Source organism: Sphingobacterium sp. JUb56, assembly GCF_014191365.1.
Lineage (GTDB): Bacteria > Bacteroidota > Bacteroidia > Sphingobacteriales > Sphingobacteriaceae > Sphingobacterium > Sphingobacterium anhuiense.
In genome coordinates, this window is record NZ_JACHWL010000001.1 from 1,467,068 (window position 1) to 1,492,370 (window position 25,303).

At 34.7% G+C, this 25,303-nt stretch carries 25 protein-coding genes; 8 read left to right on the top strand and 17 right to left on the bottom strand.

From position 1 onward, the window contains the following. Position 1: 1 nt before the first annotated feature. The 4 genes from FHR29_RS05910 to FHR29_RS05925 form a co-directional block, all read right to left on the bottom strand. Positions 2–1,597: a sensor histidine kinase gene (locus FHR29_RS05910; protein WP_183913053.1), complete on the bottom strand. Its 1,596-nt coding sequence runs from the start codon at positions 1,595–1,597 to the stop codon at positions 2–4. Positions 1,598–1,949: 352 nt separating this feature from the next. Beyond that, on the bottom strand, positions 1,950–3,008 hold the full coding sequence (locus tag FHR29_RS05915) for an ankyrin repeat domain-containing protein (RefSeq protein WP_183913055.1): 1,059 nt from the start codon (positions 3,006–3,008) through the stop codon (positions 1,950–1,952). Between the two features lie 226 nt (positions 3,009–3,234). After that, the gene (locus tag FHR29_RS05920) at positions 3,235–3,762 is read right to left on the bottom strand and encodes a hypothetical protein (RefSeq protein WP_183913057.1); all 528 of its coding nucleotides are present in this window, start codon (positions 3,760–3,762) and stop codon (positions 3,235–3,237) included. Positions 3,763–3,882: 120 nt separating this feature from the next. Continuing rightward, entirely contained in the window at positions 3,883–4,335 is a 453-nt protein-coding gene (locus tag FHR29_RS05925) for a hypothetical protein (RefSeq protein WP_183913059.1), read from the bottom strand. Positions 4,336–4,756: 421 nt separating this feature from the next. Between FHR29_RS05925 and FHR29_RS05930 the strand changes: the two genes are divergently transcribed. Beyond that, the gene (locus tag FHR29_RS05930) at positions 4,757–5,254 is read left to right on the top strand and encodes a hypothetical protein (protein ID WP_183913061.1); all 498 of its coding nucleotides are present in this window, start codon (positions 4,757–4,759) and stop codon (positions 5,252–5,254) included. Positions 5,255–5,486: 232 nt separating this feature from the next. Here FHR29_RS05930 and mgtA read toward each other — a convergent pair whose 3' ends face one another. From mgtA to FHR29_RS05970, 8 genes are all read right to left on the bottom strand, one after another. Then, positions 5,487–8,198, bottom strand: coding sequence for a magnesium-translocating P-type ATPase (mgtA, locus tag FHR29_RS05935; RefSeq protein WP_183913063.1), 2,712 nt, complete (start codon positions 8,196–8,198; stop codon positions 5,487–5,489). 131 nt (positions 8,199–8,329) lie between these two features. Then, on the bottom strand, positions 8,330–9,031 hold the full coding sequence (locus FHR29_RS05940; RefSeq protein WP_132839825.1) for an MgtC/SapB family protein: 702 nt from the start codon (positions 9,029–9,031) through the stop codon (positions 8,330–8,332). 741 nt (positions 9,032–9,772) lie between these two features. Next, a complete protein-coding gene (locus FHR29_RS05945; RefSeq protein WP_168126573.1) occupies positions 9,773–10,087 on the bottom strand; it encodes a hypothetical protein in 315 nt (104 codons plus the stop codon). 323 nt (positions 10,088–10,410) lie between these two features. Next, a complete protein-coding gene (locus tag FHR29_RS05950; RefSeq protein ID WP_168126572.1) occupies positions 10,411–10,839 on the bottom strand; it encodes a putative quinol monooxygenase in 429 nt (142 codons plus the stop codon). After that, positions 10,836–11,255, bottom strand: a complete 420-nt coding sequence (locus FHR29_RS05955) for a cupin domain-containing protein (RefSeq protein WP_183913065.1) — start codon at positions 11,253–11,255, stop codon at positions 10,836–10,838. The genes FHR29_RS05950 and FHR29_RS05955 overlap by 4 nt, the downstream gene beginning before the upstream one ends. 282 nt (positions 11,256–11,537) lie before the next feature. Further along, positions 11,538–12,011 carry a hypothetical protein gene (locus FHR29_RS05960; RefSeq protein ID WP_168126570.1) on the bottom strand — a complete coding sequence of 158 codons (474 nt, stop codon included), beginning with the start codon at positions 12,009–12,011 and terminating at the stop codon, positions 11,538–11,540. A 117-nt stretch (positions 12,012–12,128) separates the two neighbouring features. Beyond that, positions 12,129–12,575 carry a GNAT family N-acetyltransferase gene (locus tag FHR29_RS05965; RefSeq protein ID WP_183913067.1) on the bottom strand — a complete coding sequence of 149 codons (447 nt, stop codon included), beginning with the start codon at positions 12,573–12,575 and terminating at the stop codon, positions 12,129–12,131. A gap of 58 nt (positions 12,576–12,633) precedes the next feature. Continuing rightward, complete coding sequence (locus tag FHR29_RS05970; protein ID WP_183913069.1) at positions 12,634–13,071, bottom strand: GNAT family N-acetyltransferase; 438 nt, start codon at positions 13,069–13,071, stop codon at positions 12,634–12,636. Between the two features lie 184 nt (positions 13,072–13,255). On the opposite strand from FHR29_RS05970, the gene FHR29_RS05975 reads away from it, so the two are divergent. Next, positions 13,256–14,056 carry a helix-turn-helix domain-containing protein gene (locus FHR29_RS05975; RefSeq protein ID WP_183913071.1) on the top strand — a complete coding sequence of 267 codons (801 nt, stop codon included), beginning with the start codon at positions 13,256–13,258 and terminating at the stop codon, positions 14,054–14,056. Positions 14,057–14,242: 186 nt separating this feature from the next. Next, a complete protein-coding gene (locus FHR29_RS05980; protein WP_183913074.1) occupies positions 14,243–14,644 on the top strand; it encodes a RidA family protein in 402 nt (133 codons plus the stop codon). Between the two features lie 285 nt (positions 14,645–14,929). Here the strand turns inward: FHR29_RS05980 and FHR29_RS05985 are convergent, their stop codons facing one another. Continuing rightward, entirely contained in the window at positions 14,930–15,823 is an 894-nt protein-coding gene (locus FHR29_RS05985; protein ID WP_183913076.1) for a hypothetical protein, read from the bottom strand. 509 nt (positions 15,824–16,332) lie between these two features. Here FHR29_RS05985 and FHR29_RS05990 point away from each other — a divergent pair. The 3 genes from FHR29_RS05990 (at position 16,333) to FHR29_RS06000 (ending at position 19,271) form a co-directional block, all read left to right on the top strand. After that, positions 16,333–16,956, top strand: a complete 624-nt coding sequence (locus FHR29_RS05990; RefSeq protein WP_183913078.1) for a zinc-ribbon domain-containing protein — start codon at positions 16,333–16,335, stop codon at positions 16,954–16,956. A gap of 93 nt (positions 16,957–17,049) precedes the next feature. Next, the gene (locus FHR29_RS05995; RefSeq protein WP_183913080.1) at positions 17,050–17,823 is read left to right on the top strand and encodes a hypothetical protein; all 774 of its coding nucleotides are present in this window, start codon (positions 17,050–17,052) and stop codon (positions 17,821–17,823) included. A 389-nt stretch (positions 17,824–18,212) separates the two neighbouring features. After that, on the top strand, positions 18,213–19,271 hold the full coding sequence (locus FHR29_RS06000) for a class I fructose-bisphosphate aldolase (protein WP_183913082.1): 1,059 nt from the start codon (positions 18,213–18,215) through the stop codon (positions 19,269–19,271). 85 nt (positions 19,272–19,356) lie between these two features. On the opposite strand, the gene FHR29_RS06005 is transcribed toward FHR29_RS06000, so the two are convergent. Then, the gene (locus FHR29_RS06005; protein ID WP_183913084.1) at positions 19,357–19,986 is read right to left on the bottom strand and encodes an NAD(P)-dependent oxidoreductase; all 630 of its coding nucleotides are present in this window, start codon (positions 19,984–19,986) and stop codon (positions 19,357–19,359) included. A 292-nt stretch (positions 19,987–20,278) separates the two neighbouring features. On the opposite strand from FHR29_RS06005, the gene FHR29_RS06010 reads away from it, so the two are divergent. After that, positions 20,279–21,856, top strand: a complete 1,578-nt coding sequence (locus FHR29_RS06010) for a Na+/H+ antiporter (protein WP_132768148.1) — start codon at positions 20,279–20,281, stop codon at positions 21,854–21,856. A 114-nt stretch (positions 21,857–21,970) separates the two neighbouring features. Here FHR29_RS06010 and FHR29_RS06015 read toward each other — a convergent pair whose 3' ends face one another. Next, complete coding sequence (locus tag FHR29_RS06015; RefSeq protein WP_221197804.1) at positions 21,971–22,561, bottom strand: hypothetical protein; 591 nt, start codon at positions 22,559–22,561, stop codon at positions 21,971–21,973. 567 nt (positions 22,562–23,128) lie between these two features. On the opposite strand from FHR29_RS06015, the gene FHR29_RS06020 reads away from it, so the two are divergent. After that, positions 23,129–23,587 (top strand): DUF6896 domain-containing protein, encoded by a 459-nt coding sequence (locus FHR29_RS06020; RefSeq protein WP_409322009.1) that lies wholly within the window; start codon positions 23,129–23,131, stop codon positions 23,585–23,587. Positions 23,588–23,743: 156 nt separating this feature from the next. Here the strand turns inward: FHR29_RS06020 and FHR29_RS06025 are convergent, their stop codons facing one another. Next, on the bottom strand, positions 23,744–24,442 hold the full coding sequence (locus FHR29_RS06025) for a hypothetical protein (protein WP_183913088.1): 699 nt from the start codon (positions 24,440–24,442) through the stop codon (positions 23,744–23,746). Between the two features lie 13 nt (positions 24,443–24,455). Then, positions 24,456–25,247: a ZIP family metal transporter gene (locus FHR29_RS06030; RefSeq protein ID WP_132768145.1), complete on the bottom strand. Its 792-nt coding sequence runs from the start codon at positions 25,245–25,247 to the stop codon at positions 24,456–24,458. Positions 25,248–25,303 lie beyond the last annotated feature (56 nt).

Below are 25,303 nucleotides of genomic sequence, written 5' to 3' on the forward strand. Positions count from 1 at the left end.
ATTATAGCCAATCGGTTAATGTTAAGCTTATTTTAGTACCGTTAGAATTTGATTGTATAGCTAAGGTAAAGTGATTTTCTTTATAAACACTATTCAATAGTGTTATTCGACGCTCAGTTAACAGCAGCCCCAATCCATCGTTCTTGTTTTTCGTGTCAAATCCATTTCCATTATCAATAATATTTAACAACAAATTGCTCGCTTGTTTGATAAATTCAATCACAATTTTTCCTTCGCTAGCTTTTTGCGATATGCCATGCTTCACCGCATTTTCGACAAAAGGTTGTAGCAACATGCTTGGTATATCAGTGTTATCCAAATCTAAGTCTCCAGACTGATTAATTTCATACTTAAAGCCGAATCGTAATTGCTCCATTTGTAAGTAATCGTCTAGTAAATTTTTTTCTTGTGATAAACTAATCAGTTCTGTATCATCAAGTACGTTACGGGTCAACCGAGCAAATTTAGATAGATATTTATTAGCGTTGTCGATATCGTTTTTGTTCATTAAATTTTGAATACCAGAAAGTGCATTAAACAGAAAATGAGGATTTAATTGAGATCGAATTAAACTAAGTTGTAGCTTTGCTGTATTTTTTTGCTGTTCATTTTCAACTAGCTTTTTCTTATTTCTTTTTTTGCTAAAGTAAAGAATAATAAAAGATGCTAATCCAATAGAAAAAAATACAATTAGCGTATATGTTAAAAGTTCTTTTTTGCTATAGTTTTCTTGGTCTAATGTTATGGAAAGAGTATATCTGCTTGTATATTTATCGATATCTTTTGTTGCTGAAGTATTCCACTTGATCAATGGTTGAATACTAATTTCGTAATCTCCAGATTTTTTGAAAATGTTTTTGTTCATCTTAACATAAGGTGAAAGTTTATGTTCATCGACATAGCCCCCATATTGCCATGAGGCTGACTCAAAGACTGTTTTATTTGTTTGCTTATCTTTTATGGAGATAACATAAACATAATCAATATCAGATCTGTCTTTTACAATGGTAAGTTCATCGTCTTTCTCAGTAAAAACAATAGCTGTGTTTTGTTTTGGATCAACGATATAACTGTAATCAACTCCTTTATCAATTGCGTACCGTTTTGAAATAACCTTTATTTTAGCCTTGGGAATAGGCTTCCCGTAAAATACAGATTTGTCAATATCTAGGGGCTTTTCGATGCTGTAGACTAAGGTTGTAATGGTTTTTCCGGTAATAGGAAAAGCACCAAGTGTTGCAGATCTGAAGGTTTCGTCTGGTCTATCGACATTTCTTAGTTGCGCTTGGTCTATTGGCTTGTTTACAGCTATCGGTTTATCATCAACTAAAATGCTATACCGATAGAGCTGTACATTGTCTGTTTTTCTGAAATAGATTTGGATACTTACATTGCTTATTTCAGGTAAATAATTAAAGTAAGTGCTAGGTTGGTTGGGAAACATATTGTCATAATAGATATTTTCCGCAGCACTATCAACACACATAAGAAGCTTCCCTCCAGCGGCGTACGTGTGGGAATAGTTGATAACTTTTTGCGCATTTACTGTAAATAAAGCAGTAAAGAAACTGAGAACTGTTAAAATTAGCTTTTTCATAATGTTGAGTTTAATTTGCATCAAACTTGCGGCAATAATAGCAAAACTAAAACCATAAAACAGCAATGGCAGTGTTTGAAATAGTAAATGTAGTATTCTATACAGAATTTAAAATTTTTATCTTTAAAAATAAGTATTATTCAACGTTAAATTTTTAATATTTCACCATAAATCGCTATAACTACAATATTCAGGTTGTTAATTATTTAGCAATTTATTCCCCATTTCAATTTGATTCTATCGCAGCAAATCTTCCATTAGGTAGTAAATAAGAAAAGCTAATCTTTCGATTGGCCTCTCTTATTTTAATAGAATGAAATGTCGTGAGAAACGTCGACTGTAGTGAATTAATTTATCTCTTGTAATTTGGCTTATTAAGCAAAATTGGTGTCGGATTTAGACGTACCCAGTTCGTTGCAAGTTCACATAGGAAATTAAGATCATCAGCAAATCCAGTATTACGAATATCTTTGATATAAGTCTTTGCCTCTTCAAGTTCAGTAGCAGGTAAAGCATGCTCAGAAGTTAAGTGAAGGTAAAATGCATCCAACATTTTTTTGAAATCAATGTTCCAGTTTCCACCCCCATTACGGTATATTTCATCACGTACTTTCCCTGCAATTCGCACAACCTCCCCTTGCACTGTGTCAGCGCTTCCCTTTGATGGCACTAAAAACTCCCACAATTCTTCAAATTGTTTCTCCCAGGTTGTTCCATTTGCAATTATTGGTGATACACCATCATGCATAATACGTTTCTTGACAGGTGCAACTTGATATATCTCATAGAGTTTGCTTAACGCCTGGTCTGTCTCTTGTAAATAGTCTTTATTAAAATTCTTCCGATGAAATTCAAAACCTTCTCCTATTCGAGTAATTTCATCCTTCATTTTTTGAGTGATTTCTGATTCACTTTGCAGTAATATTCGCGATATTTCCACCAAATGTACAATGTCAATATTGTTTGCACTACTTAAAGCTCGCTCGAGGGGCGTTTGTTTATATGAATTTAGCGCTTTGGTATCTGCACCGTAGGCTACAAGTTGTTTGACAGATGAAGCATTAAAACTACTTCCAGCCGCAAAATGTAGCGGTGTGTCCCCATAGCTATCCACTGCCTTGACATTCGCGCCCAATTCTAAGAAGACGGCTAACTTGCCACTTCGCATCATCGCATGTTGATGCAGTGCCGTACGTCCATAACTATCGACAGCTTCGATGTCCGCTCCGCTTTGCACCAACCAGCGAACAAGTTCATCCGGAACATTGAAAAAACTAAGAGCTGTTGCTTTTCCATAACCACCTCTTGCATCGAATTCACACGTATCAAATACTTTTTTAAGATTGTCTATATTATTTTCAGTAATTAATTCACTGAAATTTTTCGGAAGTGTTTTTTTCTTTTTTGCCATTATTTATCGGTTTCGGATTCAATAAAAATTATTGCCAATGTTTTGGACCCTTACAAAATTTGGTATTACAATTTCTCTAATCCAAATTTAACACAAAATTTTAATTGTGTTACTCCCATTACTTTGATTTGCCGTCAAATTCGCGTATTTTACTGTTAACAGCATTACATAATTATAAATGTCGCTCCTACTTTTTTGATCTGTCATGCGATCGCAAATTGAAACCCTATTTCTGAACTTCCGTCTCTGTGGAACCAAAAAAGGAATATACGAGAAGGGAAGCCGCTCTTTTTGCTTTACTGTCTACAGGAACAATTTTTAGACTCAATTCCATATTTTTTAATATACCATCCGTTCCCCAAGTGATATCTTTACCAGAGCCATTTGAAATTGTACCGTCTTCTTTAATGACGAGTGAAACTTTTCCGTCACTGGACAGTAACTCATTACCTTTTAAATGGACCAATAGCTCTCCTGTGTCGGACTTCAATTCTCCTGCTGCCGTAATAGTACCGATAAACTCTTTACCCACATAACACTTTCCATCCTTATCCATACTTAATACAGCTTCAGCAGAACCGCCATCGCTATCCAGAATCTGAAATGCCTCTAAAATCATGACCGGTTTATTTTCTTGTTTTTGTTCCACTTGAACGGTAACGACTGAATCTGCATATGGATACTTAGCAAGGTTATTTTGGCCTGTCCAAGATAATAAGAAGAAAAACGTTCCGTTTAACAATAGTGTTCCCATGACGAATAATTTATAATTAATAAGTTAGTATTCTTAGTTTATTGTAGTGTTCACGTCGTGAACTTTATATTCATTTGGCCTGATCCCGTTTTACTCGATCTATCCAGGGGTACAGTTTTTTCAATCTAATTCCACTTTTAAGATCGATTTGATCTTTTGCTTCTCAAAAGTAAGCTCATAAAAGAACTTCTTCTCCTCATTCAGGCTTTGAAAAAAATCTTCGGAAGATTGCATCGATTCCGTATAATATTTAAAATCATCAGACAGTTCCTGACTTTGTTCTATTGCAGAGATACAATCCAAGTCATAGATGAATTTTTCACGTTCATTCTTACCATCGGCATCACTAATAGATGCAATGCCAGTATGAACAGTAGCACAATTAAACAGCAATACCCTCCTATTTTTCTCATTTTTCAACCGAATGTTCGTGGCAAATAAAACACGGTCTATTCCGACTGTCTTTTCACAGTCGCAATTGTGGTCCTTTGCATTATGAGTAGCCTCTATTTTAGCACCATGACTACAAGAGAAAAGGACATATACTGTCATCAAAAGCATTATTGGTTTCATGCTATCCTTTTAAATAATTATTTAGGTATATCAACTGAAAATTCTGATTATGCATGCTTAATGCATTAAATGTACAATACTACTTTCTATTATTTAAGTCATGATGTAAAAACAAACTTCTTAAATAAACCTTAGTCGAATATTTGTGTATTTACAAAAGACGATCGTATAATAAATAGTTTATTTGCTTTTTACTGATCAAATCATCGCCAAAGCTATGCCAAATAATTAAGAAATTGTAGGTATTGTCAATTCTATCAATCACAGTAAGTTAAAAAACGGTGAAATGTCAGAAATCCTATCAGCTGCAATCAAGAGATTGATCCGTCCCTATCGTGATCATTAATCAACGAATAAATTTATTCAATAAATTACCCATAAGCGGGATAATTCATCATCTTTATCTATTATAATCTTGAATATGAAGTTAATTACACCAATTTTAATCCTAGTTGCAATTTTTTGCTTAATAGCAAGCTGTAAAAAAAACCGTAATTGTGATAATATCTTAAACCAAGCACCTCCTCGACGCATTGGCCTTACCTTCACAGATAAGGAAAGTGGTTCCAACCTTATCTTGACAGATGCTTTTGGCGAAAAGAATATAAGTGTCAGTGTTGGAGAAACTGGCATACCATTCTATGACTGGCGTATCATTAAAGGTTCAGAAAATTCCCCAATGAATGGATTTATGGAGATTATATTCTTCAACGATACCCCTGGAGACCATAGTTTTAAGATCCAGATTCAAGGAAAAGAAACGATCATCCTCTCATACACCATTTTAAAGGAAAAAAGTAAAGATTCCTGTCGCCTTTTTTCTTATCCTATAACAGGACTTAAAATTTTAAATTATGGTTGGGATATATATAAGCAGAATGGAAGTATAGTACCACTTGTTTTAGTTGTAAAAATGTGATCATTTTAAAAAGATCTTCTATTTATTTTTTACGATAATGCTAAAGCGAAACAATTGAAGTGGAAATGAGGAATAATATCGCTTCTTTAAAACGCTAAGACGTATGTATACAACGTCTTAGCGACTAGCATTTCAAATGATCCCTGATTCCGATTAAGCCCTATAGATAGGAAGCAATACAACATTGATAAATAAATTCTTAAACGGATTAAGCCATTTGGCTATTTCGTTATTATAGCCATTGATTGAATTTTTTGATATACCATGTTTTAACAAACTGTGTCAGTGTGCAGTAAGAAGCTAGTATGGCTATAAGCCAAGGAAAATAACTCAGTGGCAATTGTTGCATATATAATGCACCTGCAAAAGGTGAAAACGGAATTAATACCCCGATAACCATAATCAGTGAAGTTAACGCCACTACAGGCGCAGTAGCCCAACTTTGGATAAATGGAATTTTTCGCGTGCGAATCATGTGAACAATCAATGTCTGTGAAAGTAGTCCTTCAATAAACCAGCCGCTCTGAAATAGACTTTGGTGTTCTGGACTATTCGCTTTAAAAACAAAGAACATAACCGCAAATAGCGCATAATCGAAGATGGAGCTAATTGGGCCAATATAAAGCATAAATCTTTTAATGCCAGAAGCATCCCATTTTTTAGGTTTCTCAATGAAATCTTCATCCATTCTATCCCATGGAATAGATACCTGTGATACATCATATAGTAAATTTTGCACTAATATTTGCACCGGTAGCATCGGTAGAAATGGCAGAAAAGCACTGGCGCCCAACATGCTGAACATATTTCCGAAATTGCTACTCGCAGTCATTTTGATATATTTGATGATGTTTCCAAAAGTTCTCCTCCCATAAATTACTCCTTTTCTCAAAACCATCAAGTCTTTTTCGAGCAAAATTATATCAGCACTTTCTTTAGCAATATCCACCGCTGTATCGACACTGATTCCTACATCGGCATCTCTAAGTGCGGCTGCGTCATTAATACCATCACCCATAAAACCAACTGTATGACCTTTTTCTTTAAGTATTTTAACAACCCGAGATTTTTGAACCGGGCTTAATTTTGCCAGAATAGAAACCTCTCCAATCTGTTCCTTTAATTCCATATCAGTCATTTTTTCAACTTCAGCCCCCAAAAGTACCTGATCAAAAGGAATACCTACATCTTGGCATATCTTCTTGGTGACAATCTCGTTATCACCTGTCAATACTTTAATATTCACACCTAACTTCTGTAATGCTTCAATTGCTGCTTTAGCGGATGGTTTAGCAGGATCAAGAAAACCGATAAATCCAGTTAGCGTCATATTTTGTTCATCTTCTAAAGAATAATTCAGTGCTCTGTCATCAAATTCACGTATAGCAACCAGTAAAACCCGCAGCCCTGCTTCATTTAGTTTATTTGAAGTTCTTAAAATCATCTTCCGCATCGCTTCATCCATAGGCATTACCTGATCTGATTGAATATGTAGCTGTTTATCATCTCCCGGATCAAAGGCGTGACTGCACAAATTAAGCATTTCTTCTACCGCCCCTTTACAGATGAGCAGATGTTTACCATTTCGTTGTTTTAACACAACAGACATTCTACGTCTTTGGAAATCAAAAGGAATTTCATCGACTTTTAAAAAATGCTCTTCCACTTTCAGGTAGTCATGTAATTCGACATGTTCGAGGACAGCAACATCGAGCAGGTTTTTAAGGCCTGTTTGATGAAAACTATTCAGATAAGCCCATTTGAGTACCTCTTCATCTTCCTGTCCGAAAATATTCAAGTGTCTTTCCAAAACGATTTTGTCCATAGTCAGCGTACCCGTTTTATCTGTACACAGCACATCCATCGCTCCTATATTCTGGATGGCATTGAGCCTTTTGATAATCACTTTGTGCTTACTCATATTCACTGCTCCTTTTGCCAGGTTTGCAGTTACGATCATGGGTAGCATTTCCGGGGTCAGACCTACGGCAACGGCAATTGCAAAAAGCAGTGCATCCCACCAGTTTCCTTTAACGAATCCATTGATCATGAAGATTAAGGGCACCATGACAACCATAAAACTGATCAAAAGGTAGCTCACTTTATTAACCCCGATATCAAAATTTGTTTCGGCACGTTTACCCACAATAACTTTACTGAGTGTGCCAAAATAAGTTTGATTTCCTGTATTGACGACAACTGCTGTCGCGTAACCACTTACCACATTGGTTCCCATAAAGCAGATGTTATCCAGCTCTACCAGTGGTTTCTCTTCAGCGTCCCGAACAACCAAACTACTCTTTTCTACGGGCAGAGACTCTCCTGTCAGCATAGATTGACTTACAAAGAGATCTTTAGATTTTACGATACGGCAGTCTGCTGGAATCATATCTCCCGCAGAGAGCAAAATAACATCGCCAGGCACTAATTTCTTAATATCAAGCTCTTCCTTTTCAGTCATATTCCTTAAAACTGTCGCGGTAGTTTTTACCATACTTTTAAGTTGCTCAGCGGCCCGATTACTCCTGTATTCTTGAAAGAACCTGAGTAGAGAGCTTACCATCACCATAATACCGACCATTACAACCGTTTTATAATCGGTCTCCCCGGGACTGGCCAACCATACATCCAATATAAAGGAGATCGTGGCAATAATAAGAAGTATGCCAATAAAGGGGTTGATAAATGCCTGAAATAGTTGCTTTATCCATGTAGGCGCTTGTTCATGGTGCAACTCGTTAAAGCCAAATCTACTTAACCTCTCTTTGGCTTGTATAGAAGATAAACCGCCGATATGGCTTTCCAGCATGGCGAAATAAAAATCCTGATCCGATCTTGAAACATTTTGCAGCTTGGTCGCAGCAGCCTCATCACTACCTTTTGACATAATTTTTCTTCTGTCAGTAATCGTTTTATCTTTTAAGCGCTCTTTTACGTTAATCATGATATTAAATAGATATTGTTAGTTATACAATTGGAAATGAAGCGATATCACCCCAATCATTATCAGATATTTTAAATAATTATTAGTTTTTGGATATTGGTCCTTGGGTTATTAATCTATCTACGATGGGGCTAAAGATCATTCTCCATACCAGCTTTATTCCAGCTAACTTCAGAAACTTCATGTTCAATCGTTAATCGTCCCGCAATCCGCTCCATAATCGCATCTTCATTGCTATTTGCCAGTATTTCAGCCATTATTATTGCTCTGCTTGCGTCTCCATCATCAGTACTTTTTAGCGATCTTAACAACAGTTTTTCATCACTTCCAGTGAACTGAAGTAACAATACCCTCAAATGATTCTCCACATCTTGTCTGCATTTTATAATTAAGAGATACGCGACTGGATTATCAGCACTATTTACAGGTATACGGCTTAACTTTGTACCTAAAGGACGCATCAGCACGTGCGTAATGATCAGAAAGACGGTAAAGATGGTGGCTTCAGAAAGAAATCCCAATCCGCAGGATGCTCCTATGGAAGCTGAGCACCACAGGGTAGCTGCTGTATTTAGTCCCCTTACGTTCACACCGTCTTTCATTATTACTCCTGCACCAAGAAATCCGATGCCACTTACGACGTAAGATATTACTCTACCAGAAGCATCTCCGCCAACTTTCACCCCAAGTGAAACGAACATGCAGGCGCCAAGACATACCAACATATTGGTTCTTAGTCCGGCCATCCGCTGTCTCCATTGACGTTCAGTGCCGATCGCTGCACCAAGTGCAAATGCGATAGATAATCTTAAAATAAATTCAAATAGTGTCATTGGCCCTCCTATTTTTAGTGTGTGTGAGGCTATACCTGACCGTATATAACAGTGAGGATGATAATCTTAAAAAGAGGTACCTGAAAGGGTAATTTTGCTTGTCACAGATGCGATCCACTATAGCGACCACCATCATTGGTCTTATAACTGAAGCGATTGAGCAGTCATACACGACAAGATCGTGTGTATATTTTTTAAATAGTTTTGAAAAATGAAACATAACGTTGTTTTTGGCCTGCAATCGGCATAAAACAAGGTTATGATGATTCGCGGGCAATTAAATAATTATCTCTTGTCTCTTTGAATGGGGGCCTGAGTCCATATTGTTTTTGTTTAAATGTGTTGCAAATATAAAATGCATACCGCTAACACGCCATTAGAGGATCAACAGAAATTTATTAGAAATTTATTAGAATTTGGAGAGAAGATAAATGTGAAATTTCACTGATCAGCGTAGGACCACTATGTACAGCACGGGTTATCGAGTCACGATTTAGTACAACGATTTTTGAGCAGGCGATAAAATTTCCGTTCTAGGTTTAAAATCTTTTATAGTCATGCCTATGATAGGGAGTCATCGCATTAGGAATATCTACTTCAATAATACCTATTACTCATGAAGTGAAAACAAGATGGTGAATAGCTTAGATTTAAATTTGACAAGCTTTTTTAAGTTCCCAAAAATAGAAATTACTCATCCATCTTGTAAATTTTTGCGAATGGGCTAAATGCACAAAGGTATCACTTCCGGGAAAATACCTGTTTATCCCAGATTGATATTTTCTGTATACCGGTAGACTTGGTCCGGTATATCAGTTTATTGTTTTCTATCGTAATTTCACTGTAAGGTGCATGGTGATCCTTATCCTCGGGCATGACCAATGTGTCTTTCTTGATATATGCCTTATAGACATCGCCATGCTCTCGGCTTTGGTATTTACGGGTCCAGTCGATGATCGTTACAAATTGGTCATTATCAAAAGTTATCTGCAGGCATCTAGTCGTTTTTCTGTCAATCCAAGTTCCACCATATTGTTTTTGGAGCTGTGTTATCATGACAGATTTTTGGCTATAGCCGTTTGATGGGTATAAAAACCAAATGATTAGAAAAAGAAAGATCTTGTTAAAGGCTAGCATAACGTTAAATATAAGAATTTCCGTTTAAACCTTTAGAAAGTAGGATGACAGAACCTGACTGCGGCGCCGACATCGATCTAAAAGTATCATGCTCACCGCTGTCATGTTCCGATTATAGTGTTTTACACTAATCACGCAGAACTAAATTCATTAAGTATTAAGCTGTCAATTCAAATCTTCAGCTATCTTAAAGTTTGATCATAAAAATACAAAGTTGATGTCATTCCACAGTTTGCTACTCTCTATTTTTTGAATATATCAGACATTGTTTCCTTGTCTAATACAGACATGTCAAGTAGTTTCAATGATTTTACCATGGTAAGCGTAGTCGTTTTATACTTTTGAAAATGTGGCGTTTTCAGATGTTGCTGGTAAGCCTCGTCGTTGGCGTAAATTTCCAAAATACGGATCTGTGATCGATCAGCTTTAATGTACATCGGAAAAATGGCTATTACACCTGGTTCTAATTTTACAGAGGCAGCTGCTTCTTCTTTTAAAATAGCACAGTATGCATCAAAATCTTTCGGATACACTTCAATTTCTGAAATTCGCACCAATTGTTTATTGCTATTAATCGTAGTATCCTGAACTGAGCTTTGTGCAAATATGATTTGACTACTTATTAGCATCACAAGGATTGTCAAAAATGGTAATTTGAATATATTTTTCATCTTTGTATTTGTTTGTTGGCAATAGCATATTCTTCCTCTGAAACAGCCTGTAACCAGGTCACATTTTCTTCATCTTTATAATTGGTGATCGCAATGTGGATCATGCCACTTACTGCAGATGCGCCATGCCAATGCTCCACATCTTCAGGAATATTGATGATATCCCCTTTTTTAATCAACTGGGCGACTTGACCTTTTTCTTGATAAATGCCTGTACCATCGGTGATAATCAATACCTGACCTCTTGGATGTGTATGCCAGTTTGTCCTTGCTCCTGATTCAAAAGTAACATTGCCGAGGGCAAAATCATTATTTTCAACTTTTTCTTGCAACAGATTTAGAAATGCATTTCCTGTAAAATATCCATTGGTTATTTGATTTCCCTTTTCAAATATTTCATTTTTTATTTGTTCCATATCCTTCTATTTATTGGTGTTACATGAAAATTGCATTCGGTCGTCATGACTACATGTATAACCTTCTTGAATAGTTATTGTTTTTAACTCAGGTCTTCGACAATCTATTTATTTACATCCAGGACAAAAATCCTAATTTAATAGAAAATATATGGTATATAAATCACGGAATCTCTTACCAATTTTACTGATTTATCATTAAGACTATGTCAAATTAGCCCTATTCAATCCAGTATTAATTAAGTATCAATTGAAATAAAATTACTTGATCAGTTACAGACATTAAATAACGAGACAAGCATAAAAAAAAATAAAAACTAAAAATATAGATCCTACCGTCAAGCAGTTATACTTACGTCTATCGTTCTTTGTACACTTTTCTAATTTAGCAAAATGTGCTAAATATTTATTGCCCCTAAAAACTAACAGATAACAAGCTGTAATTGATGCAATTACAGGTCCGAACATCACAAATATTGATACTTGAACTCTAAATAACATTAATAAAGAAAAGAAAAATAGCCCTAAGACACCGCATAAAAAACCGCCAGCAGCTTGAATACTTAGTCCAGATTGCTTATCTCCCCATATGCGATTAATTTGATCATAAATATCTATTCCCAATTCTTGATAACGCCTCTTTTGAAAAGGAAGTTTATGAATAAGATTTATAGGATTAAATCTTTCCGTAACTAAATGTAGTTTATAAATCATTCTGTACAAAACAAAATGCACAATATTAAAATAATTCTCCATATTATCTACCACATTCTATTTTAAATTTCTATTTACCAACACTTCAACTTTTTTTTTAAGAAGTCACCCTATTATGTCAAAAATTACAAATCAGCTAATTAAATATAGACCATATTACTAATCAGAATTTAAGGTTTTCCAAGCTTCAAATGTCATTTCGAATTTGATCTCACCTTTTCCATGCATACCCACCTCCTTCCAACCCGCAGTTTTGTAAAATATTGAAGCTCTTGTACCGGGTGCAGTTCCCAGCCAAACAGTTTGCTTTGTTTTATCGAAATACCAATTCAGCGTAACATCGTGCAGTTGTTTTCCAATGCCCTGTTTTTCATAGTCTGGATGTACAAACAATGCCCAAATATTATAGTCAACTAGATCAACAATTGAAAAGCCAACGATCCTCTGATCAATTTCACATATCCAGCCTCTCCCTCTTCTTATTAAAAAATCTTCACAGTCCTCATCACTTACCAGATTAGGATCTGAAAGCATATTTTCCTTGACGGCATTTCTCACAACTTGTATCTGCGGGATATCTCCGACTCTTGCTACTCTAAATTTCATTTTAATTTTTAATGAGTGGTTATTATTGCATTTCTCTAGGAATTGTGTTCAAGTTAGCTTATTTGTATATCGTAAATTTATTATGAGACAGGTTAAATCCAAGATTTTCATATATGGCAATATTCTCAATTCGCTTTTTGTTTGTGGTTACTTCAATACTTTTCAGGTTATTTTGATCAGCAATCTCCATAATTTCATTAATCAATTTTCGCCCTATTCCTTTGTTTCTGAAATTCTGTGTTACGTAGAATTCTTGAATTTCGCCGACCAGTCCACTATGATGTAACAGATACTGCGTATGGAAAGTTATAAATCCCATTTTCCCATCTAAATTTTCAGCAATCAAATAATAATAATTTGGGTTTTTAATATTGTTATTGAATATCTCTTCAATAATTTCTTTATCTAAGATTTCATTTTCAAGTGCACACAAGCAATCGTAAACAAAGTCAAAATCTGTGCTTTCGATTCTTCTAATAGGTGTAGATAATTCCATAAATTTTTATTGCAAAAAGTATAATTCAATTTATTTGATTAAAAATGATAATTATAAACGAAAACTCCTAAATAAACTGGAACATAAGACTCTATAGAAGCTTTGAAAAGATGCTGGATCATAAGAAAAGGATCTCCGTATTCTTCATCATTTTTTGTATTTTTAAATTTTAAAAGAAAAACAAATGCATTATCAAGAGTTCCTTCCTGAAACGTCTTTACAAGACTACATCCGATATTTTTGGGTATTGGAAGACGACACAGATAATTTTAGCGTTAAGTCATTTAAGATCATCCCAGATGGCATACCTACATTGATCTTTCAAGAAAAGCCAAACCTCTTTTTTGATATGGATGCTCAGGCAGCACCGCAGTTGTATATACAGGGGCAGTCAACTAAGTTTACAGAGCATCGCGTTATGGGTAATTTTAGGATTATTGGAGTTTATTTACAGCCAACAGCTTTAAAAACTATTTTTAATATAGATGCTTTCGAATTTAATGATCAAAAAGTTCCCCTAGAAGATATTATAACAGAACCAATTCTTCAACAACTTATTAATGCAGTCTCTTTAAAGCAAAAGATTAAAATTATCTCCAACTTTTTATTAAAACACATAAGCAAAGTAGAGCGCAATACTGAGAAAGCTACAATCGCATCCTTATTTCTTCAAAACGGAAAAACGCTTAAAGAAACTCAAATAGAAATGAATTTGTCGGAACGCTCGCTCGAGCGATTAATAAAACAATATGTGGGTATGCCTCCAAAAATGTTTTCAAGAATTATGCGTTTTCAATCTGGTTTAAACAACTTACGACAAGCTGATTTTAACAATCTTACAGAAATCGCATATCAAAACGACTATTTTGATCAATCTCATTATATTAGAGAGTTCAAAGGATTTACTGGGACCAACCCTGAAAGATTCATGCTTAATGCAAACGAAAAGTTGCTGAATTTCCCTCTATGGGATGCTTCCAAATGATCAAATCCATCCTCTAAATGCTTTCTTTACCAATCTGAATCATTTTTATGTAGAACTGTCGGTTTTATCCAATTCTACAATAAATATCACCTATACTTTTGTACTCGAAATAGCTAAGATCTTCCATAACATAGATTTGCATCACTATTTCACAAAATTTATAGTTTTTATTTTAAAAAAATGAGTATGAACAACACGCAAAAAGTCACGAGGTTAAACCCTAAAAATGTTCCGGCACCTGTCGGGAACTATTCACATGTTACGATCATTCCTAAAAATTCCAATCTATATACTTTTTCTGGTCAGATAGGTATTGATAATAATGGATCCATTCCATCATCTATGAATGAACAGGTGGCATATACATTTCTAAATATAGGCCAGCTTCTAGATAGTCAAAATTTATCTTCTGATGACGTTATAAAAGTCAACATCTGGGCTACGGAAGAGATTGACTGGAACTTTCTAAATGCAAAATGGGAAGAATTATTCGGGAAAGTCTATCCCTCGATGACTATTGCTTATGTAAAGGGACTAGGACTCGAGGAACTTAAAATTGAAATTGAAATCTGGGCTGCTCAACAATAACAATTCGAAGCTGAGGTTATTCTTACTACTTAAATTAAAGAACTTCTGATATTTTTTAAGCTGGAGGTTCTTTAATTTATTTAAGAGTCCCACAAATCTGTTGATTGCGATAAGAATACCACAGAAAGTCTGTTTTATAGTCACATGAGCGATCCATATTTTCAAAACCAGATATTTGCCAATGTAATTTAACAAGATTTCGATTGACATACGTTGGATTCGATCGTTTAAGAGTAAATATTGAAACTCTCGCTGAAAATAACCATTCTGTTTTTAAGGAAATTTCTACTTATAATATATTTTTCTGATCAGCTTCTCTTTGATTTCAGGTTCGCAATTGTAATCAATATTTTCGAGGAGTTTTGGTTCCTCTGTTTTAACTAGACTTTTTTTGTTATCCACTTTTTTACTTGTTGCGACTTTCTTCTTTGCTGGACAATAGGTTTGTTTAATGCGTTCTATCCAATTGCCATTTTGATCATACTGATACAAATACTCATATTCGCCACCGATTTCAAAATATTCTCCTTTTTGCACATAATCCCATTCTTTACGTTTTTCGTATATAAGCAGATCTTTGTTATTATACTTATATTGATAATTTGATAAACGGTTTGCTTGATCATACGAGCTTATTTGTCTTTCATTTTTAGAAATTTCCAGAATGACTTTTTTACGGAGGAAAGTGTTGTTCTCATTCAGTACTTCTTTAATTTTCTGACCTTTTTCATTATAGCTGTAATAAAAATCGAGAAAATTACTTGAACATGAACGACTAACTTGTTTATGGACCACTAGATTTAAACTGTCCGTATATTGATACTGAATAACGCAGGTGTCGTTTTTAAATTCGTCAATTTCAAGTGTTTTTTCTAATCGGTTCTTGCTGTCATAGAAGTTTTGATTCGTATGATATAATGCACCTATTTTATTGTAGTATTTTTCCGCTATAATATTGTTATTGTCATCATAAAACTCAACAAAACTATTTCGTAAACTTTCTTTAATCTCTTTCTTATAATTTACTGGGATCGGCCCTCCCATCAAAGAAAGATTTCTTTCGGACATATAATCATTAGTAACAATGAAGTCTATTTTCGTATGTTCTTGAGTTTGTCCCAAACACAAGGTCTGGAACAACAAAACAACTACAACCAGTAATACGTTTATACTTTTCATAAGCCTAAATAAATCATTGATAACGATGTCTATATACAATAAGTATTGATGTAATTTACTGTAAAATTGCACTTTCCATTTTTTTCTTTCGCATCCATATTCTTACAGCGCATATATTTTGCCAACATATACGACCTGATCCGTATATACAAGTAGACTTTGGTTCGTAAAACGCAATTTTCGAAGTAGCTTCTATTTACTAAAATACTGTTATTAAATCAGTTTAAGGGAATAAACTGACTTATTGCACGAATTGTAAAACATGTTTCGCGAATTGTAAATCTACTATTTGGTTTTGATTATTAAATGTATTTTTATTACTGCTAACAGCAACGATGCACTTTAGATAACTGCTTTAAAACTTATTACTAGTATAACTATGCCCAAATGCAGAAAATATCAACAATAATGCACTAGCGGACTATACAATAAAAACTAAAAGTCGTACGAAACTGTTAAAAGAACTAAAGAATAGAATCCGGAAAAATAAAACCTAATAAAATCAGGCTATGATAATATTTGGAACAAGAGCAAAGATCTTAAATTCAAAAGAAATGCTGTCTTACGACTGTGAGAATTGCAATAGCAAAGGGACTGTTACTTTTTTATTTTTAGCCCGCTATTTTCATATTTTTTGGATTCCTTTTTTTCCAACTTCAAAAAAAGGAATGAGCCAATGCAGTCATTGCAAACAAGTTCTATATGCAAATGAAATGAGTCCAAAAATGAAGCAAGACTATTTCATGGCATCTGCCAAAGCAAAAAGACCAATTACACATTATTTTGGATTATTTGTTATAGGATTGTTATGTTGCATGATCATCTTTACTGTTTATCAAAATTCGGTTAATGAAACTGAATATTTGGCAAATCCAAAAGTTGATGATCTATACAAAATAGAAAAAAATGATACTTATACGCTGTATAAGGTTTATGAAGTAAAAGGCGATACTTTGATTTTTAAAACGCATAGTATGTCAACGAAAAAGTATTCTGGACTTTCCGACTTGTTAAAGAAATATAAAAATGATTATGCAGACGCAACGATAAAATTTACTAAAGATCAAATAAAGTCAATGCAACATGATACAAATAGTGAATTTGGTAAGATTTATAGTATCAAGAGGGATTAAATAACGGCTAAATAATTATCGTTTACTCACGATCGATCTCTAAGCATAACTAAATGAAGCAATGACAGTATTTTAATGATTTCCAAAGTATAAATGAAAAATCTCACAACTCTTTTGATTTTAATGATTCCTATTTGTCTTTATTCACAAGAAAAAGTAATACTTTCTCACACCATTAAGATGTACAATGAAATTGAGATAAGTTTAGAACTTGAAAATAAGCCCAACGACAGATTTCACCTGATTAAAATAGATACGCTTACTGCGACCTATAGTAAGGGACAAATATTGCACAATAATATATTTGAAAATTCTTTCAGACGAGCTAATGTTGTAGCAAGGTACGAACTTGAGGAAAATAAAAAATATCATAAAATTGATATTAAAGGCACGATCATATACTTCAAGCCATCAGAAAATAAAAAATCGTATTTCAATTTGGGTAAACTGAAAGGTTTAGAAAAAAACATCAATTTAATAGATAAAAGTATAGTAAAAGCAAATCCAACTGTTTATTTTTCAATTGTAGATTCTGCCAACATACAAAAAACATTTCCAGATTTTAGGTATAAAACCAATAATGGGGAGGATTATAAAAGCATTGATTTCAAGTCTTATGACTTAATGTATGCGTATCGATCTACTAAAAATCAAGATTTAATAATAGCTGTTAATGAAGACTTAGACCACGGTTACAATAACCTCACTTTGACAGATAAGCGGACAAATATGAAATATAAGCTGATTAAATTGAAAAAAGATATGGCAGCAACCGAAAAAGAGGAAATCAAAATTGAACTGATGATCGAAAATGAAAATTCGATTGAGCGGATACCATTTGATTTCAAAAACGCGGATTTGAAATAGAAAACCAATCAGCCGGTTTTAAATAGCTAGAAGTGCTTATTATGAGCTATACCTCTACTTTCTTTAACCTGAGATTTCAAGCAACTATCTTATATATATTCATCATGACCTATGTAAGGTATTGGAAAGCATGATGATGTTCGATTTCCCCAATCATCCTCTATACCCTTTGAATCAAAAACTTCTGCACTAAATTTTTTTATAAGAATTCTTATTCCGAATGCAATCCTGCACAAGATGTCTATTTAATTAAGATTGTAAATTAACCTTCAAATAATATGTTAAAAACTAGGGACTATCGAAATCATTAGTTAACTTTAATTGTAATAACAGTTTAAATCACTGCATATTATCACAATGTACTTTATTTATAATAATATCATCACGTTATGAATTATAAAAATATTTTATTAGAATTAGGTGCCGAAGGCGAAAATCTGCTAGGCTTTAATACACCAAAAATTTTGAAGGAACAACTTCACCTTCCCTCCCCAAAATTTATCGATGAGATTTTCCTGCAAAGCAACCGCAATCCTCAGGTACTTAGAAATCTTGCGGCACTCTACAAACATGGGCATCTGGCTAATACCGGATATTTATCAATATTGCCAATTGATCAAGGGATAGAACATACTGCTGGTGCTTCTTTTTCTCCGAACCCTTTGTATTTTGATCCAGAAAATATCATCAAGCTTGCTATCGAAGGAGGTTGTAATGCTGTTGCAACAACTTTTGGGAATCTTGCTATAATGGCTAGAAAATATGCACATAAAATTCCATTTATCGTTAAAATAAATCATAATGAATTGCTTACTTATCCTACAAAGTATGATCAAATTATGTTTGGGAGTATAAAAGATGCTTGGAATTTAGGGGCAACTGCAATAGGTGCTACGATTTACTTTGGTTCAGAAAATTCAAACAGGCAAATTGTAGAAGTTGCCGAAGCCTTTGAAAGAGCTCATGAGTTAGGAATGCCCTGCATTTTATGGTGCTATACCCGTAATAATAGTTTTACTAAGGATAACGTTAATTATGAAGTTTCAGCAGATATTACAGGTCAAGCCAATCATTTAGGTGTAACCATACAGGCTGATATCATTAAGCAAAAACTTCCGGAAAACAATGGCGGATTCACTACCATTAATTTTGCAAAAAGCAATCCTAAAATGTACACGGATTTATCATCCATGCATCCTATTGACCTTTGCCGTTATCAAGTAGCAAATTGCTACATGGGCAGAATTGGTCTTATTAATTCAGGAGGTGAGTCAAAAGGTGAACGCGATCTTCCTGAGGCTATTAGAACAGCGATCATAAACAAACGAGCCGGAGGCACAGGGCTAATATTGGGTAGAAAAGCTTTTCAACGTCCGCTCAAAGATGGCATAGAAATTCTTAGAGCGATACAAGATATTTACCTGGATGAAACCATTTCAATCGCATAATGTATATTAGATAGGAAACAATGCTGTAATGTATCATTACAGCATTGTTTCCTATCTGATATATCTTCCTGCAATTATTCCAAGCTTAATAAGCAAGCGTAAAACGTTGTTTGATATGTGCGGTTCGTTCCAGCTCATCGAGCAAAGCTACTGCGAAATCGGCTGTAGAAATCTTACTTTCTCCTTTATCATTAAATAACACTTGATCTTTTCCTAAGCGAAAAACACCTGTACGCGGGCCGGGCTCGATCACCATGGCTGGGCTCAAGACAGACCAATCCAGGTCGGTCACCTGCTTGATAACATCAAATGCGTCACGTGTAGCAGTAGCACCGTCCTTCCATTCAGCGGGAAATTCTGGAGTATCTAACAATTGTACTCCGGGTTTTACTTCGAGGCTTCCGGCCCCGCTAACTGCTAATAATCGCGTAATACCTGCTTTTTTCGTAGCATTGATAATAGCTGTGATAGCCTTTACATAGGTCGATGAGTCATTTGCGCTGTAAGCACTGATAACAGCTTCGTTTCCTTTCAAAAGGCTGACCAACTCCTCTTCTTTTATAACATCTCCTTTATTGACGTTAAGACGTGGGTTGGAAACCGTTACTTTTTCTGGATTTCGGACAATAGCGGTTATGTCATGACCTCTACTCAGCGCTTCATTTAAAATAGCTGATCCGATAAATCCGGATGCTCCGATGATGGCAACTTTCATAATGATATTTTTTTGTCGTGAATAAGTAATACAGCTCGACCTTACTGTTTGTTTTAATTGTTTAAAAATACCATAGTTGGTAATGAAGGCTGGATCTGCTTAATCTGTACGGAATAAAAATTATAGCAACAATCTTTTACACCGCAAACTATTAGATGCTGGATACATATGGAAATTGGAAAAATGCATCACACATTATTTCTATGACAACATTTACAACTCATTTAAATTTTAAATAGGTTGTAAATGTTGCTAAAAATTTAATATATATTTATGTAACTAAAATTTACACATGCTAGAAAATTTCGAATTTTATCTTTTTTTGGTTTTGCTTATCACCATGCTGATCATGTTGGCGAAAAAGATTCAGGTTGCGTATCCTGTTTTGCTTGTATTAGCTGGTCTTTCCATAAGTTTTATTCCGGGAGTACCCCCAATAAAAATAGAACCGGAGTTAATATTTATCATTTTTTTACCACCGCTGCTGTATGAAGCCGCTTGGTCAACCTCATGGAAAGAGCTATGGCGATGGCGCAGAATTATTTTCAGTTTCGCTTTCGTAGTCGTTTTTTTTACGGCATTATCGGTAGCCGTCTTCGCTAATTATTTCATCCCCGGATTTTCTTTAGCTTTAGGGTTTTTATTGGGGGGAATTGTTTCGCCTCCCGATGCAGTAAGTGCTGGAGCAATTTTAAAATTTGTGAAGGTGCCTAAAAGATTGGCGTCAATCCTCGAAGGCGAAAGTTTGCTGAATGATGCTTCTTCTTTAATCATTTTCAGGTTTGCGATGATTGCTGCGGCAACCGGGCAATTTGTATGGTACGAAGCGGCGGGAAGTTTTGTATGGATGTGCATTGGTGGCGTAGGCATCGGGCTTGCACTTGCATACATCTTTCTGAAAATGCATAAAATACTTCCGACAGATTCTAATACTGATATTTTGCTCACTTTTATCGCCCCTTTCTCGATGTATTTGGCGGCGGAGGAACTGCATGCCTCGGGAGTTTTGGCGGTGGTAAGTGGCGGATTATTCCTATCTTATCGTAGTCATGATTTTTTGAGCAGTGCATCTAGAATACGTACTGTAACAGTTTGGGAAAGTTTTTGCTTTTTGTTAAATGGAATTGTTTTCATGCTCATTGGTTTAGATTTACCTGAAATTGTTTCTGGTTTGGGAGATACTGATATTTATACAGCAATCGGTTATGGAATAGCTGTTACTGTAGTGCTGGTTCTTGTTAGAATTTTCTCCGGTTATGCGGCGGTGATAACGACTTTAATTATGAGAAATTACATTACCGTTGCTGATGCCAAATCTCCTGGCTGGAAAACTCCTTTAATCATTGGCTGGACCGGAATGAGAGGTGTTGTTTCATTGGCCGCGGCACTTTCAATTCCCCTGACTTTAGCGGACGGAACTCCTTTCCCTCAAAGAAATCTCATACTTTTCATCACCTTTGTCGTCATCCTTTTAACATTACTTGTCCAGGGACTTACGCTTCCTTTCTTATTAAGGAAATTCCCTCAAATAGATCAGGATTTTACTCGAAGTGAAAAGGAAATCGATTATGAAATTCAGAACAACCTCGCTCAAGTGGCAGTGGATAAAATCCGTAAAGATTATGCTCACAAAATAGATAGTTTTCCAACATTGAAAGATCAATTGCAAAAATATGAAAATCAATTGAGCAGTTCTGAAATCATCATTAATTTCGCTGAATATCGAAGTATTTATATTGACATAATCGAAACGCAAAGAACATGGCTTATCAATAAAAACCGCGAGGAGCTTCTGTTAGATGAAGAAATTATCAGGAAACATCTTCGATTGCTCGATCTTCAAGAAGAAAGATTGAATATGAAAAGTTAGATATTTGACCATAATTCCAATGCCGTAACAACATGATCAATCATAACGTTTTTGATTCATAAGCTTAGCATATGTTATCTCACATATGCTAAGCTACTGATGTACAGGTAAATATTAAAAAGATTTTACCGTGCGATAAGTCTTAAAGGCTGTATAAATCCGGGTTTCCTTTAATTTCTTGTTTTTATAAATTTCAATCTTTTCTTTTTCGCTTGTTTTCTTATTGAAATAGGTTATTTTAGCAAGTTGCCCGTCCTTAGCAAATTGTTCTAATTTGAAATTTCTGCCGTCTTCCTGATAATGTACACTATTCAGACGTCCATTCTTTTTATAAAAATATCTTTTTGTGTTATAGAAATTCCCTTCGTAAGTTATTCCTTCATAAATATACTGTGCTGTATATTTTCCCTCCTGCACAAGCTGTTGTTTATCGTTATAAATGAAATAATACATTCCATCTTGAGGATTACGCAATTCATAACGTAGCCCTAATCGAGCGTTTCGATCAGGATATTGCTGTATTAATTCTTCCGAACTAAAAACTGCTGTGTCATTTTGCGAAACCCAAAGTGTATCAATTTCCTGCAAACCGCTTCTGCGGGGTATTTTGTTGATGATTTTATTATCAGAGCCCGAATACTTGTGCCACCCGTTACATCCGCTAACCCCCATACCCATAACTAAAAGAAAGAATATCGTTTTCATAAATTGTCTGTTTAGATTTTCACCTGTTTTAATGCTTTAAAACTGTTCGTAGAAAAAGTTGTCTTATCTTTTCCATTCAAGTATGATCAATGATTCTGACACCAGCGTAAGCGATAAAGTTTCCCTGTACAATTCTAATCAAATTATAACAGTTTCTAAAAAAGGTATTTTGCTGGTTCTTCTTTAAACTGTCATTGCTGATGTAAAATTTTAAAATAGACACCCTCCTATCTTTCTTCCAGCTTAAGGTATTTCTGCCATAACTTTACTACTTTTATATTTAACAAATATGTTAGATAAACTTCTATTACATACCAATTTAAAATCGTTACCATTGAATAGATTAATCGATATAATTACGATAAATTCGCTTGCGGAAATTCCTGATCTTGAAACAATTCGTGCCATTCCCAGAGAAAGAAAACTAATGCTTATCTTCGGGGAAAGCGTTCAAAATGAAAGAGAAACCATAGGGCACGACTAAAAAAAGAACTTCAAGGTTTTCAGGTTGGAATACACATTTCTGAACCGAAGATAAATATTGCGAAACTTATCGCTGATAAGGATATTGAAGACCATCAAGATTTCTTTGAGCAATGTGCAAAGGATTACAGGACGTTGGGTGAAGAGTTGATACTCAAACTAGTGGGTAAACTCAAGGTGAAGTTAAATCGAGATTTTCCATTGGGTACTTTTGATGAATATAAATGGGATGAAAGGCAAATAGGAAAACTTGACGATTGGAGATACGACATTCATGGGATTCATTGTGGATTTGAAAACAGCAAAACAGGTCAAATTATAGAAGTTTCTCTTAACGTCCCGAATGAATTTGGTGGCTTAGACCCCTACTTCTTTTCACAATTTATTAAAACAACAGTAAAGTACAGACCACTGCCTATTGATATTTTTGAAAATTTCGCTGATGGTTCAAGAATAATAGACAAAATGCTTTTACTTGGAAAATTTGAAAAAATAAGTCTAAATATGGATAATTGCTGTGCCATTGTCGTGACTGATCGATAATATATTGCAGTCAATATAAAGATTTAAACAAACTTTTCTATTGACTACAAATTTCACAGCCTAAGACTTTAGCCATTACAAACTATCTTAGGCATTGGTAGATATTACTAAATCAAGTAACCTCCTAAAAATGAGTATGAAAAATTATGAGCGTTGTTATTTTATAAAATCTCCTTTTGTTTCAAATAGTCTCCCCTCCTGATCTTCTACGATGAAGATAACATCATATTTTCCATTTTTAAAGTCTTTTAGGTCCAGATGCTCATGAAAGGTATGTTGTAGAGCGCCGATCATCGCGCCTGTATTATAAGTATAGGTTTTGGAAAATGAACCCAATTTAAGCTGAACCTTTACACTTTTAATCTTTTTGGAGGCAGTAATTTCTGACTCCAGATGCAGATTATCTTTCTTCGCATTAAGACCTACATCAATTTTCGACGCAAATGGCATCGAACTATCTACTTTTAGATTGATCTCAGTTTCCTCCTCTGCAGTTTCTCCTACTTCCGAAACTGCTTTGATACATAATTTATAAATTCCGACTGCTAAATACACTGGAATAGGTATAACCCCGCTTAAATGATATTGATTATGTTGTTTGACATCGGTAGTATAATCCTTCACATAGGACCAATCTGTCTTTTTTATTGGTTCAAATTTCACTGTCAGCAATTTAATTCCTTCAGGAAAGTAAATATTTGTTTTAAAATGGAGATCTTGACCAATAAACGCGTTAACCTCATTACCTGTTTTCCCAACTTTAATCGTACTTATGCCAGTTTGAGAATTATTGCATCCAATTAGGAAGATGAGGATCATCAAGAGAATCGATAATTTGTAATTCATTGTATTCATTCTTTAGTTTTTTTTAATGTTCGTGATGTGATTCGTGATTATGGTGATCATGTTCAGAATGGCTATGATCATGTCCGCCAATGATTAAACTGCTCAGTGATAATACTATTCCCAACAATACTGCAATCATCTTCTTTTTATTGAAAACATGGTGGTCTGCAGATCCGGACTCAAAAAGAATTGTAGTGGAAACATGAAGGAATATACCGATCACTACAGCCATAATTTTATCAAAATATTGTGCAAGATCACCCACAGCATGCTGACTGATAAACTGACTGGTCAAAAAACCTGCTGGAGTCATCATAGCAAATACGAAAATAGCAATCAGTAATGTTCTTTTTGAAACTTGAGAGGCCAGAAGTAAAGATCCCAATGCAAATGCTGCTGGAATATGATGGATCGCGATACCAAAAACAAGATGTTGACGCTGTGCACTAACCAAAGGCATACCTTCTAAAAAAGCATGGACACATAAACTCAACATAATAGCTATTGGAAAAGAATTGATATTTTCCTTCTTCATATGTATATGTCCATGCTCCACTCCTTGGGAGAAATGTTCTAACAAAAGCTGGAACAGGAAACCGCCAAGTATATACAGTCCAATGGTTTCCATATGCTCCGACGCATCTGCATACACGTGCGGAATAAGATGAAGTATCGTCAGTCCAAAAAGATAGGCACCACTGAAGGAAAGAATCAATTTTAAAAATGTTGAACGATCCCGTTTGACTGATAAAACAGAAATTCCACTTATAAATGGAGATAAAAAAAGTATAGAAACAATAAGTATAGCATTCATTTATTATAATAATTAAAAATGTCAATTGGATTATCAATGTTCAAATATAGATAAGA